The organism is Streptomyces sp. AJS327, assembly GCF_013450295.1.
Classification (GTDB): domain Bacteria; phylum Actinomycetota; class Actinomycetes; order Streptomycetales; family Streptomycetaceae; genus Streptomyces.
On record NZ_SKBR01000001.1, the window covers coordinates 153,503 to 166,853 of the forward strand.

At 74.1% G+C, this 13,351-nt stretch carries 9 protein-coding genes; 4 read left to right on the forward strand and 5 right to left on the reverse strand.

The window, feature by feature from the left end; genetic code table 11:
- Window positions 1–10 precede the first annotated feature (10 nt).
- Window positions 11–1,513: an LCP family protein gene (locus E0L36_RS00595; protein ID WP_374705465.1), complete on the reverse strand. Its 1,503-nt coding sequence runs from the start codon at window positions 1,511–1,513 to the stop codon at window positions 11–13.
- Between the two features lie 219 nt (window positions 1,514–1,732).
- Here E0L36_RS00595 and E0L36_RS00600 point away from each other — a divergent pair, with 219 nt between their 5' ends.
- Window positions 1,733–2,782 (forward strand): glycosyltransferase family 2 protein, encoded by a 1,050-nt coding sequence (locus E0L36_RS00600; RefSeq protein WP_308416579.1) that lies wholly within the window; start codon window positions 1,733–1,735, stop codon window positions 2,780–2,782.
- A gap of 112 nt (window positions 2,783–2,894) precedes the next feature.
- Here E0L36_RS00600 and E0L36_RS00605 read toward each other — a convergent pair whose 3' ends face one another.
- The 4 genes from E0L36_RS00605 to E0L36_RS00620 all read right to left on the reverse strand — a co-directional run bounded on the left by E0L36_RS00605 (window position 2,895) and on the right by E0L36_RS00620 (window position 9,045).
- Window positions 2,895–4,586 carry an LCP family protein gene (locus E0L36_RS00605; RefSeq protein WP_180926890.1) on the reverse strand — a complete coding sequence of 564 codons (1,692 nt, stop codon included), beginning with the start codon at window positions 4,584–4,586 and terminating at the stop codon, window positions 2,895–2,897.
- Window positions 4,587–4,646: 60 nt separating this feature from the next.
- Complete coding sequence (locus E0L36_RS00610; RefSeq protein WP_308416580.1) at window positions 4,647–6,044, reverse strand: LCP family protein; 1,398 nt, start codon at window positions 6,042–6,044, stop codon at window positions 4,647–4,649.
- Between the two features lie 733 nt (window positions 6,045–6,777).
- Window positions 6,778–8,127 (reverse strand): LCP family protein, encoded by a 1,350-nt coding sequence (locus tag E0L36_RS00615; RefSeq protein WP_180926892.1) that lies wholly within the window; start codon window positions 8,125–8,127, stop codon window positions 6,778–6,780.
- A 129-nt stretch (window positions 8,128–8,256) separates the two neighbouring features.
- Complete coding sequence (locus tag E0L36_RS00620) at window positions 8,257–9,045, reverse strand: TIGR03089 family protein (RefSeq protein WP_180926893.1); 789 nt, start codon at window positions 9,043–9,045, stop codon at window positions 8,257–8,259.
- 254 nt (window positions 9,046–9,299) lie between these two features.
- Here E0L36_RS00620 and E0L36_RS00625 point away from each other — a divergent pair, with 254 nt between their 5' ends.
- The 3 genes from E0L36_RS00625 (at window position 9,300) to E0L36_RS00635 (ending at window position 13,327) form a co-directional block, all read left to right on the forward strand.
- On the forward strand, window positions 9,300–11,132 hold the full coding sequence (locus tag E0L36_RS00625; protein WP_258015847.1) for an N-acetylmuramoyl-L-alanine amidase: 1,833 nt from the start codon (window positions 9,300–9,302) through the stop codon (window positions 11,130–11,132).
- 141 nt (window positions 11,133–11,273) lie between these two features.
- Window positions 11,274–12,356 (forward strand): sugar phosphate nucleotidyltransferase, encoded by a 1,083-nt coding sequence (locus E0L36_RS00630; protein WP_180926894.1) that lies wholly within the window; start codon window positions 11,274–11,276, stop codon window positions 12,354–12,356.
- Window positions 12,357–12,454: 98 nt separating this feature from the next.
- Window positions 12,455–13,327, forward strand: coding sequence for a DNA-3-methyladenine glycosylase (locus E0L36_RS00635; protein ID WP_180928503.1), 873 nt, complete (start codon window positions 12,455–12,457; stop codon window positions 13,325–13,327).
- Window positions 13,328–13,351 lie beyond the last annotated feature (24 nt).

A 13,351-nucleotide genomic window follows, 5' to 3' on the forward strand; every position in this document is an offset into this window, starting at 1 on the left:
GTGTTCCGGGTCAGGCGCCGGGGGACTTCTTCCCGCCGCAGTTCACCTCGTCGCCCCGCACCGAGCGCAGTTCGCTGGCGTTCGACACCGGGTCCGCCGCGCGCACCGGGCGGACGGTGTGGTGCCGCGCGCCCGCCGTGACCGTCAACACCGGCCCGCGGCCGGGGCTTTCGCGCAGGCGCGCGCCGGGCAGCGCGGCGGCGAGGGAACGGGCCGAACGGTCCCAGCGCGGGTCGTACTCGATGGTGGTCCGCTCCACGTCGTCCCGCCGCGCGTTGGCGGGGACGCCGGTGGTGCGGAAGCCGGTGGCGCGCAGCCGGTCGTCGATCCGACGGCCGAGGCCGGGCCGGTCCGTCCCGTTCCGCACCTCCACCCGGATCTCGCTCGGTGCCACCTCGACCGGCGACGGGCGCGGGCCGCGCCGCGCGCCCGGCTTCCCCCTGGGCACCGCCGCCTGGGCCAGCGGTCGGTCCTCGCGGAGCGCGGTGAAGAGCCGCGCCGCCTTCCGCTCGTCCCAGCGGACGGTCGAACCCAGCCCCGGCGCACGGTAGTCGGTGTCCCGCAGCGGGACGGTGGAGAACTCCGAGGAGCGCGGGGAGAAGCCGCGCAGCCCCCGGCCGAGCGCCATCATCTCGTCGGCGCCGAAGCCGTGGTCGGCGCGGAGCGACTCCAGGACGCTGGAGGCCACCCGCCGGAACTCCACCGGGTTCATCAGCACCCCGCTGTCGGTCGCCTTGGCGACGAGCGAGGCCATGAACCGCTGCTGGCGCTGGACCCGCCCGAGGTCCGAACCGCCGTCCAGATGGCGGGCGCGCACGTACTGGAGGGCCTGGCCGCCGTTCAGCCGGGAGGTGCCGGCCGGCAGGTCCAGCCCGGAGTAGCGGTCGCGGAGCGGCCGGGGGGTGCAGATCTCCACGCCGCCGAGCGCGTCGACGGTGCTCATGAAGCTGGAGAAGTCGACCTCCAGGTAGTGGTCGACGTGCACCCTGGTCAGCCGCTCGACGGTGCGGACGGTCAGCTTCGGCCCGCCGGCGGCGTAGGCGGCGTTGAGCTTGCCGGGGCGTTCGGGCCGCCGCTCGCCGGTCTTCCGGTCGGTGTGCGCGGGCAGCCGGACGTACGAGTCGCGGGGGAGGCTGACCACGCTGGCCCGCCCGCCGTCCGCCGCGAGGTGCACGAGCATCAGGGTGTCCGTGCAGTCGCAGGGGGCCCCGCCGAGCCGGTAGGCGTGGCGCTGGTCCGCGGAGATCCGGTCACGGCCGTCCACCCCGACGACCAGCAGGTTCGTCCCGTCGGTGCTCTGGGGCCGGTCGCCGAGGCCGTGGAAGGGGTCGATCCGGTCCACTCCGGAGTCCAGCCCGCTGACCAGCGCGTGGCCAACCCCGCTCGCCGCGAGGACGAGCGCGGAGACGGCGGTGGCGCAGCGCAACCCCCAGCGGGCGCGGCGGGAAGCGGCGTGGCGGGAGGCGGCACGGGGGGCGGCTGACGGGCGCTGGCCCGGGGTGTGACGGGGCAAGAGGCGACCTTCGCGACGACGGGTACGGCTGGACGAACGGCGAGGGCGGGGCGCGGGACACGGCCGGGCCCGGCTGCTCTCCGGGAGGGTCGGCCGACGGCCCGGGAACGGTCACCGTAGGTCGATACGATCTGCGGCCCGCGGCTCCACACTGCCCGCGCGCGTCGCGGCACCCGGCTGGCGTGCCGGGGGTTCGCCCGATCGCGGTAACGTGAGCCCGTGACTGATAGCTCCGCCTCCCAGACCCCGCCCGGAGCGCGCTCGCCCGCCGTCTCCGTGATCATGCCCGTGCTGAACGAGGAGCGGCATCTGCGCAGCTCCGTCCGGCACATCCTGGAACAGGAGTACGCCGGTGAGCTGGAGGTGGTGATCGCCCTCGGCCCGTCAACCGACCGTACGGACGAGATCGCCGCCGAGCTGTCCGCCGCCGACTCCCGGGTGCGGACCGTGGCCAATCCGAGCGGGCGCACGCCCGCCGGGCTCAACGCGGCGATCCACGCCTCCCGGCATCCGGTCGTGGTCCGGGTGGACGGCCACGGCATGCTCTCCGCCGACTACATCGCCACCGCCGTGCGCCTGCTCGACGAGACCGGCGCCGCCAACGTGGGCGGCGTCATGCACGCGGAGGGCGAGAACGACTGGGAGCACGCCGTCGCGGCGGCGATGACCGCGCGCATCGGGGTGGGCAACGCCGCCTTCCACACCGGAGGCGCCGCGGGTCCGGCCGAGACGGTCTACCTGGGGGTCTTCCGGCGTTCCGTGCTGGAGGAACAGGGCGGCTACAACGAGGAGTTCATCCGCGCGCAGGACTGGGAGCTGAACTTCCGGATCCGGCGGGCGGGTGGGCTCGTCTGGTTCTCCCCCGAGCTGCGGGTCTCCTACCGGCCCCGGCCCTCGGTGCGGGAGCTGGCCAAGCAGTACCGGAACTACGGGCGCTGGCGGCACGTCGTCGCGCGGTACCACTCCGGCTCGATCAACCTGCGCTACCTGGCGCCCCCGGCGGCGGTCTGCGCGATCGCGGCGGGCGTGGTCGCCGGGGCGCTGCTGACGCCCTGGGCGTTCGTGATCCCCGGGGGGTACCTGGCCGCCGTCACCCTGGGCTCGCTGCCCGCGGGGAGCGGGCTGCCGGTGGGGGCGCGCGTCCGGATCCCGGTGGCGCTCACCACCATGCACATGTCCTGGGGCTGGGGCTTCCTGACCAGCCCGCGGAAGTTGGCCCGCCGGGTCATCGCGAGCCGCCGGGAGCCGGTGGCCGTACCGGAGGGCTGACCGCTCCGGCGCGGCTGACCGAGGCTGAGGGCCACCCGGCAGACCGGGCCCCGGACCCGCCGTGGGCCGCGCACCGTCCGGTGCGCGGCCCACGGGCGTGTGGGGGTGCGGGTCACCAGGTGTGGGCCGGGTTCACCTTCATGCACGCCTTCTTGTCGTCGCCGTTCAGCGCCTCGGCGCTGTCGGGCGCCTTCTGCTCGTCGTCCCCGGGCTTCTTCGCGCCGTCGCCCGTGCCGCCCTCCGGCTTCGGGTAGGCGGTGCCGTCGCGCCAGTCGGCGCCGATCACCAGGGTCACCTCCTGCGCCCCGGCGGAGTGCTTCACCAGCCGCTCGGGCAGGCCGAGTTCCTTGGCTACCAGGAGCGCGTCGGCGCGCTGCTCGTCCTTCGGGTAGGTGATGGTGGTGTCCGCCTGGGACTGCGGGGACTGGTCGGCCGTGGCCTGCGCGAAGCCCCGCGCGGTGAGGTGGCCGGCGAGGACCCCGGCCCGGCCGGAAACCGGCGGCTGGAGGGCGGTGCCGGTGCCGTTCATCACCCGGATCGGGATCTCGTTCTTGGGCGAGGCCGGGGCCTCCGAGGGGGAGTCGCCGCCCGGCTTCGGCTTCGTCTTGTCCTTGCCGTCCAGCGAGACGTCGTTGCGGACGAGGGAGAAGACCTTCTCGGCGTCGTCCGGCTTGGGCAGGACGTAGCCGCCGGGGCCGTACTCCCACGGCATCGTGGCCATGGTGATCCGCTTGGTCGGCACCCGCTTCAGGTCGTTGCCCAGGTCGTAGAGCTTCTTGATGGTGTCCAGGCCGTTGTCCACGGTCAGCGCCTCGGTGGCGGCCTCGGCCAGTCCGCGCATCTTGCCCGGGTCGCTGAGCTTGGTACCGGACTTGAGCTGCCGCACCATCGCGTTCATGTACATGTGCTGGGCCTTGGCGCGCCCTATGTCGGTGCCGTCGCCGAAGCCGTGCCGGGTGCGCAGCCAGTGGAGGGCCTGTTCGCCCTTGACGACCGAACGGCCCTTCCTCAACTTCAGCTTGGACTTCGAGTCCCACACGTTGTCCGTGACACAGACCGGTACGCCGCCGACCGCGTCGGCCATGGAGACCACCCCGGCGAAGTCGATCATCATGAAGTGGTCGATCGGGATGCCGGTCAGCTCCTCCCAGGTGGCGACGGTGCAGCCGGGACCGCCGTTCTGGAGGCTCGTGTTGATCTTGCCGACGGACTTCGGGTAGACCTCGCCGTCGTCCGGGTCGGTGCACTTGGGGATCGTCGCCTTGGTGTCCCGGGGGACGGAGATCACCGACATGTTGCTGCGGTCGGCGGAGACGTGGAGCAGCATCTGCACGTCGGCGAGCGGGGGGCGCTCGGCGTCCGCCTTGGAGCCGCCGAGGTCCACGTTCTTCTGGGAGTTCCGCGAGTCGGAGCCGAGCAGGAGGATGTTCAGCGGGGTCTGGCCGTCCGCGTTCGGATCGCTCCGGTCGAGCTGCTTGTCCCCGAGGTTGAGCGCCTCCTTGGTGAGGTTCCCGTTCAGGTGCTGGTAGTAGAGCCAGCCCCCGCCCGCGGTGCCGAGTATCAGCAGGGCGAGCGTCACGGTGGCCCAGCGCAGGACGCGCCGTTTGCGCTTCGGCCGCGGCGCGTTGTCGGCCGCGTCCTCGAAGCCGTCGTCGTAGCCGTCCTCGTAGCCCTCGTCGTAGGGCCTGCCGTCCGCCGGGCCGGAGCCGCGCTGGCGCGGTGGCCGGCCCTCGTCCCTCCCCCGATCGGCCGCGCTGGGGGAGCCCTCGCGCTCCCCCCGGCCGGGGTCCTTCTCTCGCCGCACGGGACCTCCCCGTCGTGGTGCGAACCTCCGGCCGTCTGGCGGGACGGCTGGAGGGCTAGGTCACTTGGCGCAGACGTTCTCGTCTGCCTTCACCCGCTGCACGCCGTCCGGGGACCTGTCGGTCGAGTCGATGGCCTTGCCCGGTCCCTGGAAGTCCTTGCCCAGGGTCAGGGTCAGTGCTCCCTGGGTGCCGTCCTCGGCCGTGGCCTTCTTGACCGCCGAGCCGGGCAGCTTCATCGCGTGCGCCAGCCGTGCCGCCTCCCCCTCCTGTCCGGACGTGTAGCTGATCCGGGTCTTCTCCAGTGGTGTGGGCGCGTTGCCCCCGTTGGTCGCGGAGCCGATCCCCTTCTCGTTCATCAGCCAGGTCGCCGTCGACTGGGCGGCTCCGGGCGGGCCGCCGCCGTTCCGCACGGTCGCGGTGACCTCGGAGGCGGGGGCCTTCTTCGCCTTCGGCCCCTTCTTCTGCCGCTCGGTCTCCTTCTTGACCTCGGTCATCGAGGCGTCCCGCCGGACCATCGCGAAGAGCGGCTTCGCCTTCGCCTCGTCCAGCACCACCGTCGCCTTGTCGTTCGGGTTATCCAGTACGGGGACGGTGGCGAAGGTGATGTTCTTCGTGTTGACCCGGCTGATGTCCTTGGCGAGGTCGGTCAGCTTGTCGATGCTGCCGATGTTGCTGTCGACGGTGAGCGCCTTGGTCGCGGCGTCCCCGAGCCGGTAGAGCTTGCGCGGATTGGTCAGCGTGTCACCGGACTTCATCTTGCGGATCATGGAGCTGAGGAACTGCTGTTGCAGCTCGATCCGGCTCAGGTCGCTGCCGTAGCCCACCGAGGACCGGGTCCGGACGAAGGCCAGCGCCTGCTCGCCCTCGACGGTGTGCTTGCCCGCCTTCAGCTTGAGGTGCGACTTCGGGTCGTTGATGTCCTTCGCGGCGCAGACCTCCACCCCGCCGACCGCGCTGGACAGCTCCTTCACCGCGTTGAAGTCGGCCATCATGAAGTGGTTGATCTTGACGCCGGTGATCTTCTCCACGGTGCGCCAGGTGCAACCCGGGTCCCGGCCGGACTGCCCCAGGCTGGTGTTGAACCGGGTCTGCGCCTCCGGGGGGATCTTCTTGATCGACCCGTCCTCCTGCTTTGTCGGGCATTCCGGGATATCGGTGATCATGTCCCGGGGAATCGACAGAGCGGTGGCGTTGGTGCGGTCCTTGGAGACGTGGAAGAGGAATGTGGTGTCGGCGTGCCCGGCGCTTCCGGTGTCGCCGTAACCGGTGTTGCCCTTGCCCTCGCGGGCGTCGGTGCCGATGACGAGGATGTTGACGGGGCCGTCCGAGGTGGCGGCGTTGTCTATTCCCACGTCGACTTTGTTGATGTTGTCGTTGAAGTGCTGGTACAGCAGATAGGCGCCGACACTTCCGCTGGTCACCAGGAAGGCGAGCACGCCGCCGGTCCAGTACACCACCCTGCGCCGCGTCGAGCGTTTCGGCTTCGAACGGCGCCTGCTACCGCGCCCGCCCGATGACGCGTCGCCGGTCGCCGCCTCCGCTTCCGCTTTCGTGGTACGGCGGAGCTGCTGGGTGTGTTTCTCCGGCTCTCCACTGGGGGAGGCATGCCGTCGCGGGGAACCGGAACGGCCGTGCGGGCCGGGGGAGTCGGCGGGGCCGGAGCGTCCGGGAGAACCGGAAGGGCCGGACGGACCGGAGGGAGGGGTGACGCGTCTTCTGGGGCGGGGCTGGGTGGTTCCGGCGCCGCCAGACGAACTCTGGGAGTCGTCGGCGGGGTTCAGGCGCAGTTCGTAACTGCCTGTGTTCGGGTCGAACACCCACTGATCCGCGGGATCGAAATCGCCCGCGTGCCCACGGCCTTGCGCGTCCACGGTTGCGTAAGTCCTCCATTGACCGGCTGGTGGTGCCTTCCGGGGCCGACCGGAGCGGCCACACTATCCGGCGAGTTCGGCGGCGAGCGACGGCGGTGACAAATTCCACGCCTCAAGAATCGGTCAATTCACCGCAATCCCCGCTGTGTTCACGTGCGTTCACCGGGCATCCTCCGGCTTTCCCGTGTCCCGCCCGGTGTCTTCACCGGTTCACCCCCCAGTTCCCCGGCTCTTCACCGGCGTTCACCGGGTTCGGGCCGCTCACGAGGTCGTTGTACCCGCCCCTCTCCACTCCGTACCGGTGCCCGGTCCCGGCCGGTCAGCCGTCGCAGACATCCCGCGCCGCGGTCGTTCCGTCGTAAGTCGATGCGGTATCCCCCGAGTTGGGGCTACCGCTTCCCCCATTGCCTCCTCCGCCGCCAGTGACGCCGTTTGACGGTCCGTTGGTTGCTCCTTCCCCGGCGGGGGCCGAACCGGGCGCCGCCGCGTCCGCCGCGTCCCCCCGCGCGTCGTTCGTGGTGTTTCCGCCGTCGTCTCCGCCGCCCGCGGCGGCCTCCCCGCGGTCGCCACCGACCCGTGGCGGTGTGTCATTCCGCAACAGCGCGAACAGCTCACCGGCTTCCGGTTGCACGAGTTCGTCGCGGTTGGTGTCGAGTGGGTACGAGCGCCGGGGAACGGTGAGAAATCGGAACTGGTCCTCCGGGATATCCCGGACAGTACGCATGAGTTCGTACAGTTCCTTCAGTGAGTCCAGACCGGAATCCCCGGTGAGTGCGGACGTCGCGGCGTCCAGTACCGGATAGACCTTCACCGGATTGTGCAGGAGGCCGTCCCCCCGCACCTTCTTCACGAGAGATCCGAGAAATCGCTGCTGCCGTTCCATCCGTTCGGTGTCACTGCCGTTTCCGATGCCGTGCCGCGCGCGTACGTAGCCGAGTGCCTGCGCGCCCCCGAGCGTCTGCCGCCCGGCGGGCAGGCTGAGCTTCGCGTCCCGGTCCTCGACCGGGTGCGGGAGACAGATCTCGACGCCGTCCACCGCGTCCACCAGTTTCGTGAAGCCGCTGAAGTCGATGACGAGGTGGTGGTCGACGCGGACTCCGGTGAGCCGTTCCAGGGTGCGGATCGAGCACGCCGCCCCGCCTCGCTCGAACGCCCCGTTGAACTGGGCGAGTTCGGCCCGTGTCGGGTTGCCGTCCCATCCGGTGCAGGACGGGACCGGCACCATCAGGTCGCGCGGGATGGAGACCCCGGTGGCGCTCCGCCGGTCACCCGCGAGGTGCAGCAGGATGGCGGTGTCCGCGCGCTGGCCGCCGTCGTCCTTGCCGTAGGCGCCGTTCGCGCCGCCCCGGGTGTCCGAGCCAAGCAGCAGGATGTTCCGGGCCGCGCCGGAGGCCGCCGGGCGCTCGGCCGCGTACCGCTCCAGCTCCCGCGCGGCGGCCGTGTCCGTGCGGATGTTCCCGTCCAGCCGGTGGTACAGCGATCCGGCGACGCCCGCCCCCAGCAGCACCAGCGCCGAGGCGCCCAGGGCCGCCCAGCGCAGCCGGGTACGGCGCCGCCGGGCCGCGCCGTGTGGGCCGGTCGCCTCCCCGGGGCGCTCGGCGGAGGGGAGGCGGGTGTGGGCGGTGCCGCTGTCGCGGCCGGTGCTGCCGGAGTCCCTCACGTCTGTCATCCCTCACGGCCTCGGTGACGGCGGTGCGTACCGACGCGGGGACGCGCCGCCGCCCCGTCAGACAGCCGGGGTGCGCCCGGGGTTGTACGCACTGCCGATCATCGGGCCGCGCCGGGGGAACGGCCACCGTCAGTCGGCGGTGTGGGTGACCCGCTCACTCTCCAGGCGCTCGGTCAGCCGCGCCGCGCGCTCCGGGCTGAGCCCCGCACGCTCGCCCGGCGCGTACGTGCCGTGGCACAGCACCACCGAGGCGTCAGCGGCCAGCGGCGCGAACAGCCCGGCCGACAGCCCCTCCCAGTCGTCGAACGGCAGGACCGACAGCAGCCGCGAGCCGGGGCCCAGCCCGCGCTCCGCCGCGTCCGCCCGCGCCCGCTCCACCACCTCGGCCCCGGTCAGCTCGGCGCCGGTCGTCCCGGGCAGCGTCAGCCACGGCTCCCCGCCGCCGACCGGCGAGTACGGGGTGAACTGGTCGCCCTGCCCGGGCACCTCCACCGCGAAGTCCAGGAACCCGGACGGGGGATCGGGGAAGCGCGCCCCCATCGGGCGCAGGCTCAGCGCGACCCGCTCGCCCCGGCAGGCCCGCGCCTCCTCCAGCGTCTCGGGGCCGCTGACCACCAGGTCGGCCGCCGAGGGCGCGCCTCCGGGGGCGACCCGCACCCCCGTCTCGGAGCAGGCCAGCAGCCACACCGCCGTCTGCCAGTGCGCGGGCAACAGCAGCGCCAGCCGGTCACCCGGTTCGGCGGAGAGGTCGTCCTGGAGGAGGTTCGCGGTCTTCGCCACCCAGTTGGCGAAGGTGGCGACGGAGAGTTCGACGCGTTCTCCGGAGGTGTCGTCGTAGTACGTCACCAGCGGTCGGGCCGGGTCCCGGGCGAGGGCGGACCGCAACAGGCTGGCCGGGGTGGAGTCGATGGCGTTCACCCGCGTCAGCGTACGACGGGCGGCGGGTACGCCCGCCCGGGGGCGGCTGACCGGGACGCGGACGGCGGGACGGCGCGCTGGCGGGCGCGGGACGGCGGTCGGGCGGACCGGAGGACGCGGACGGGGATGCGGGGAGAGAGGTGGGGGAGAGGGGCGTGGGGATGCGGGGGTGGGCCGGAACGCGCGGTTCCGGAGCCCGTCGCGGAGGAATCTCCCGAATAGACAGACACATCCGGTGACGTCACGATCGCGGTATGCGCGCTATGGGTGTTTCCTCGGTGAGCCTCGCGGGTGCCGCCGCCGCGCTGCTCCCCCTCTTCCCGTTGCTGTCCCCCGGGCCGCCCCCGGACGCCGCGGCCCGCCCGCATCCGGTCGGCTCGCCCGTCCCCCTCGGACGGACGGCCCCGCCCGGCCCCGCCCCCGGCGACCCGGCGGCCCGTGAACCGCTCACCGGCCCCGGAGGTGGCGGCCCTGTGGATGGCCTCGGTGGCGTGGGCGTGGGCCGTGGCGTGGGCGTGGGCGTGGGCGGAGGGGCTCGCGAACCCGCCGCGCCCGCCGGGGAGTTCGCCCCGACGGGCGGCTTCGCCGGATACCGGGCGCCGGGCCGCGCGGCGCCGCCGCACGGCCCGGCCGCCACGCCCCGTGCCGTTTCGCCGGGCGCCGTGTTGCCGTCGGCCGCGTCGCCGACCGCCGCCCTCCCGGGCAGTACCCGCTCCCTCCCGCTGACCGTGAACGCACCGTCGCCCACGTCGCCGGCGGATCCGCCGGCCGCGACCGGCGGTGCCCGGGAGTGGGCGGCGGGCGAGGCGGCCCGGGCCGGGACCGGCGCCGCGCCGGAGGGCCGCCGGGCCCCCGCGGCGCTCGGGCTCCGCCGCGCGTCGGTCGCGCCCTTCGCGCTGCTGGGCCTCGTCTGGGCGGACCGCTCGGCTCCGCTGCGTGGGCGGGTTCTGGTGCGCACCCGCCCGGCCGGGGGCGGCCGGTGGTCCGGCTGGCAGCGGCTGGAGCCCCGGGGTGCGGACTCGCCGGACGCCGGTGCGCGGGAGTCGCGGGCGCGCGGCGCCACCGCGCCGCTCTGGGTCGGCCCCTCGGACGGGGTGGAGGTCCGCGTCCTCCCGGCTGCCCCGGGCGTGGAGCCCGGAGCCGGACGAGCCCAGCGCACCCGGCAGGACGGACGGTCCGGGCAGGACGGGGAGCACGTGCCCGGGCAGGACGGACGGGACGGGCAGCACGGAAGAGACGGGCGGGCCGCGGCGCCGGGTGGACGGCTCGCGCTGCCGCGCGGGCTGCGGCTGGAACTCGTCAACCCCGGCTCGGGCGGGACGACCGCACTCGGGCGGGGCGCGCCGGAGCGCCCCGTGGCGCGGGGGAGCCGCGCCTCCGGCGAAACCCCGCGCGTGCCCCCGGCGTTCGGACGCGCCGCCTTGGCCGTACGGGCGCCCAGTGCCGCGACCGCGCTGGCGCGGACGGGAAACGGGCCGCGCGCGCCGCGCCCGCGCATCGTCAGCCGCCGTGCCTGGGGCGCGGACGAGGGGCTGCGCCGGGGAGCGCGGCCCGCCTACACCCGGCGGGTGAAGGTGGCCTTCGTCCACCACACCGCGACCGGTAACCGGTACCGCTGCCGGGACACCCCCGCCTTCCTCCGCGCGCTGCACCGCTACCACGTTCGCAGCGTGAAGTGGAGAGACGTCGGTTACAACTTCCTGGTCAACAGATGCGGAGCGGTCTACGAGGGGCGCGCTGGGGGAGTAGCCAAGCCCGTTCTCGGGGCCCACACTTACGGTTTCAACACAAACAGCACGGGCATCGCCGTCATCGGTTCCTACGACCGCGAGCGCCCACCGCGCGCCGCGCTCGCCTCCGTCGCCCGGCTCTCCGCCTGGAAGCTGGGACGGTCACGGGTACCGGCGCGGGGCGCGGTACGGCTGGTCTCCGCCGGTTCCGGCAAGTTCGGCAGGGGCGAGTCGGTGCGGTTCCGGGCCGTCTCCGGGCATCGCGACGCGTTCGACACCGTCTGTCCCGGGGGGCGGCTCCACGGCGCGCTGGCGGGGGTGCGCGCCAAGGCGGCGTGGCTCCAGCGCCGTCGTTGACCGGGCCGTCGCGGTGGGCCGAACGGTGGGCGGAGGGGCCGGGGCACCGGGCGCCGCCGGTCCTCGGTGGCCGTGCATAAACTGGCCGCCGGCCGCCCGAAGGGCAGGTCGGCGGACCCCGGCAGGAAGACGAGACGACAGGTGACAGAAGCGATCCTCCTGGTCGGAGGCAAAGGCACCCGGCTCCGCCCGTTGACCGTGAACACCCCCAAACCCATGGTCCCCGCCGCGGGCGTACCCTTCCTCGCGCACCAGTTGGCCCGTGCCCGGGCCGCCGGAGTGGACCACGTGGTGATGGCCACCTCGTACCTGGCCGAGGTGTTCGAGCCGTACTTCGGGGACGGCTCCGAACTCGGGCTCCACCTGGAGTACGTCACCGAGCGGGAGCCGCTGGGCACCGGGGGCGCCATCCGGAACGCGGCGACCCGGCTCCGCTCGGCGCCGGACGAGCCGGTGCTCGTCTTCAACGGCGACATCCTGACCGGCCTGGACATCCGGGGCCTGGTGACCGCGCACTCCACGGCCGGCGCCGACGTCTCGCTGCACCTGACGCGCGTCACCGACCCGCGCGCCTTCGGTCTCGTCCCGACCGACGAGAGCGGCCGGGTGACCGCGTTCCTGGAGAAGCCGCAGACGCCCGAGGAGATCGTCACCGACCAGATCAACGCGGGCTGTTACGTCTTCAACCGCTCGGTGATCGACGCCATCCCGCAGGGCCGTCCCGTCTCCGTCGAGCGGGAGACCTTCCCCGGTCTGCTGGAGAGCGGCGCCCACCTGCACGGCGTCGTCGACTCCACGTACTGGCTGGACCTGGGCACCCCGGAGGCGTTCGTGCGCGGCTCGGCGGACCTCGTCCTCGGCCGGGCGCCCTCGCCCGCCGTGCCCGGCCGCTGCGGTGAACGGCTCGTCCTGGAGACCGCCGAGGTCGCCGGGGACGCCAAGCTCACCGGCGGCTCCGTCGTCGGCGCCCGCTCCGCCATCGGCGACGGCGTCCGGATCGAGGGCAGCGCGCTGTTGGACGGCGCCGTCATCGCCCCCGGCGCGCGCATCCGTGACTCACTGATCGGCGCGGGGGCCCGGATCGGCGCGGGCACCGTCCTGGACGGCGCGGTCGTCGGGGACAACGCCGTGGTCGGCGAGGGCAACGAACTGCGCGGCGGGATCCGGGTCTGGTGCGACGCGCGCATCCCCCCGGGCTCCGTGCGCTTCTCCTCCGACCAGTGAGCGGGCCGCCCCGCGTCCCCCGTCCGCCGCTCCGCACCGCGGGCGGCGGATCCGGACGGCCCCTCACCCGGCTCTGGCGCGCCCCCGGGCCGTACGCGCTGCGGCGCAACCTGGGCGTGCTGCGGCGCGGCCCGTACGACCCGACGTGCCGTCTCACCGAGGACGCCGTCTGGCGGGCGACCCGCACCCCGGCGGGCCCGGCCACCCTCCGCCTGACCGAGACGCCCGCCGCCGGTTCGCCCGGGGTGCGGGCCGAGGCGTGGGGTCCGGGCGCCGACTGGGCGCTCGACCGGCTCCCCGCGCTGCTCGGCGCGGACGACGACCCCGCCGCCTTCGTCCCGCACCACGCGCTGCTCGCCGAGGCGCACCGGCGGCACCCGGGGTTGCGGCTCATCCGGACGGGGCTGGTGCTGGAGTCGCTGATCCCGGCGGTCCTGGAGCAGAAGGTCACCGCGGAGGAGGCGTACCGGGGCTGGCGGCTGCTGGTCCGGCGGCACGGGGAGCGCGCCCCCGGCCCCCGCGACGACCTGTGGGTGATGCCCACCGCCCGCGACTGGACGCGCGTCCCGTCCTGGGAGTGGCACCGCGCGGGCGTCGACCGGAAGCGCTCGGACACGGTGGTCCGGGCCGCGGGGCGGGCCGGCCGACTGGAGGAGGCCGCCGCGATGCCGCTGCCCGAGGCCCTGCACCGCCTCCAGCTGATCCAGGGGATCGGCCCCTGGACGGCGGCCGAGACGCTCCAGCGCAGCAACGGCGACCCGGACGCGATCACCGTCGGCGACCTCCATCTGCCGCGCACCGTCGGCTACTCGCTGACCGGGGCGCGGAACGTGGACGACGCGGGGATGCTGGAACTCCTCGCGCCCTACGCGGGGCAGCGCCACCGCGCCACCCGGCTGATCGCGCTGGCCGGTGCCCATCCGCCGCGCCGTCAGCCGCGCTTCCCGGTGGGCGACATCCGCCGCCTCTGAGCCCCGCCGTGGCGGCCCGTGCGC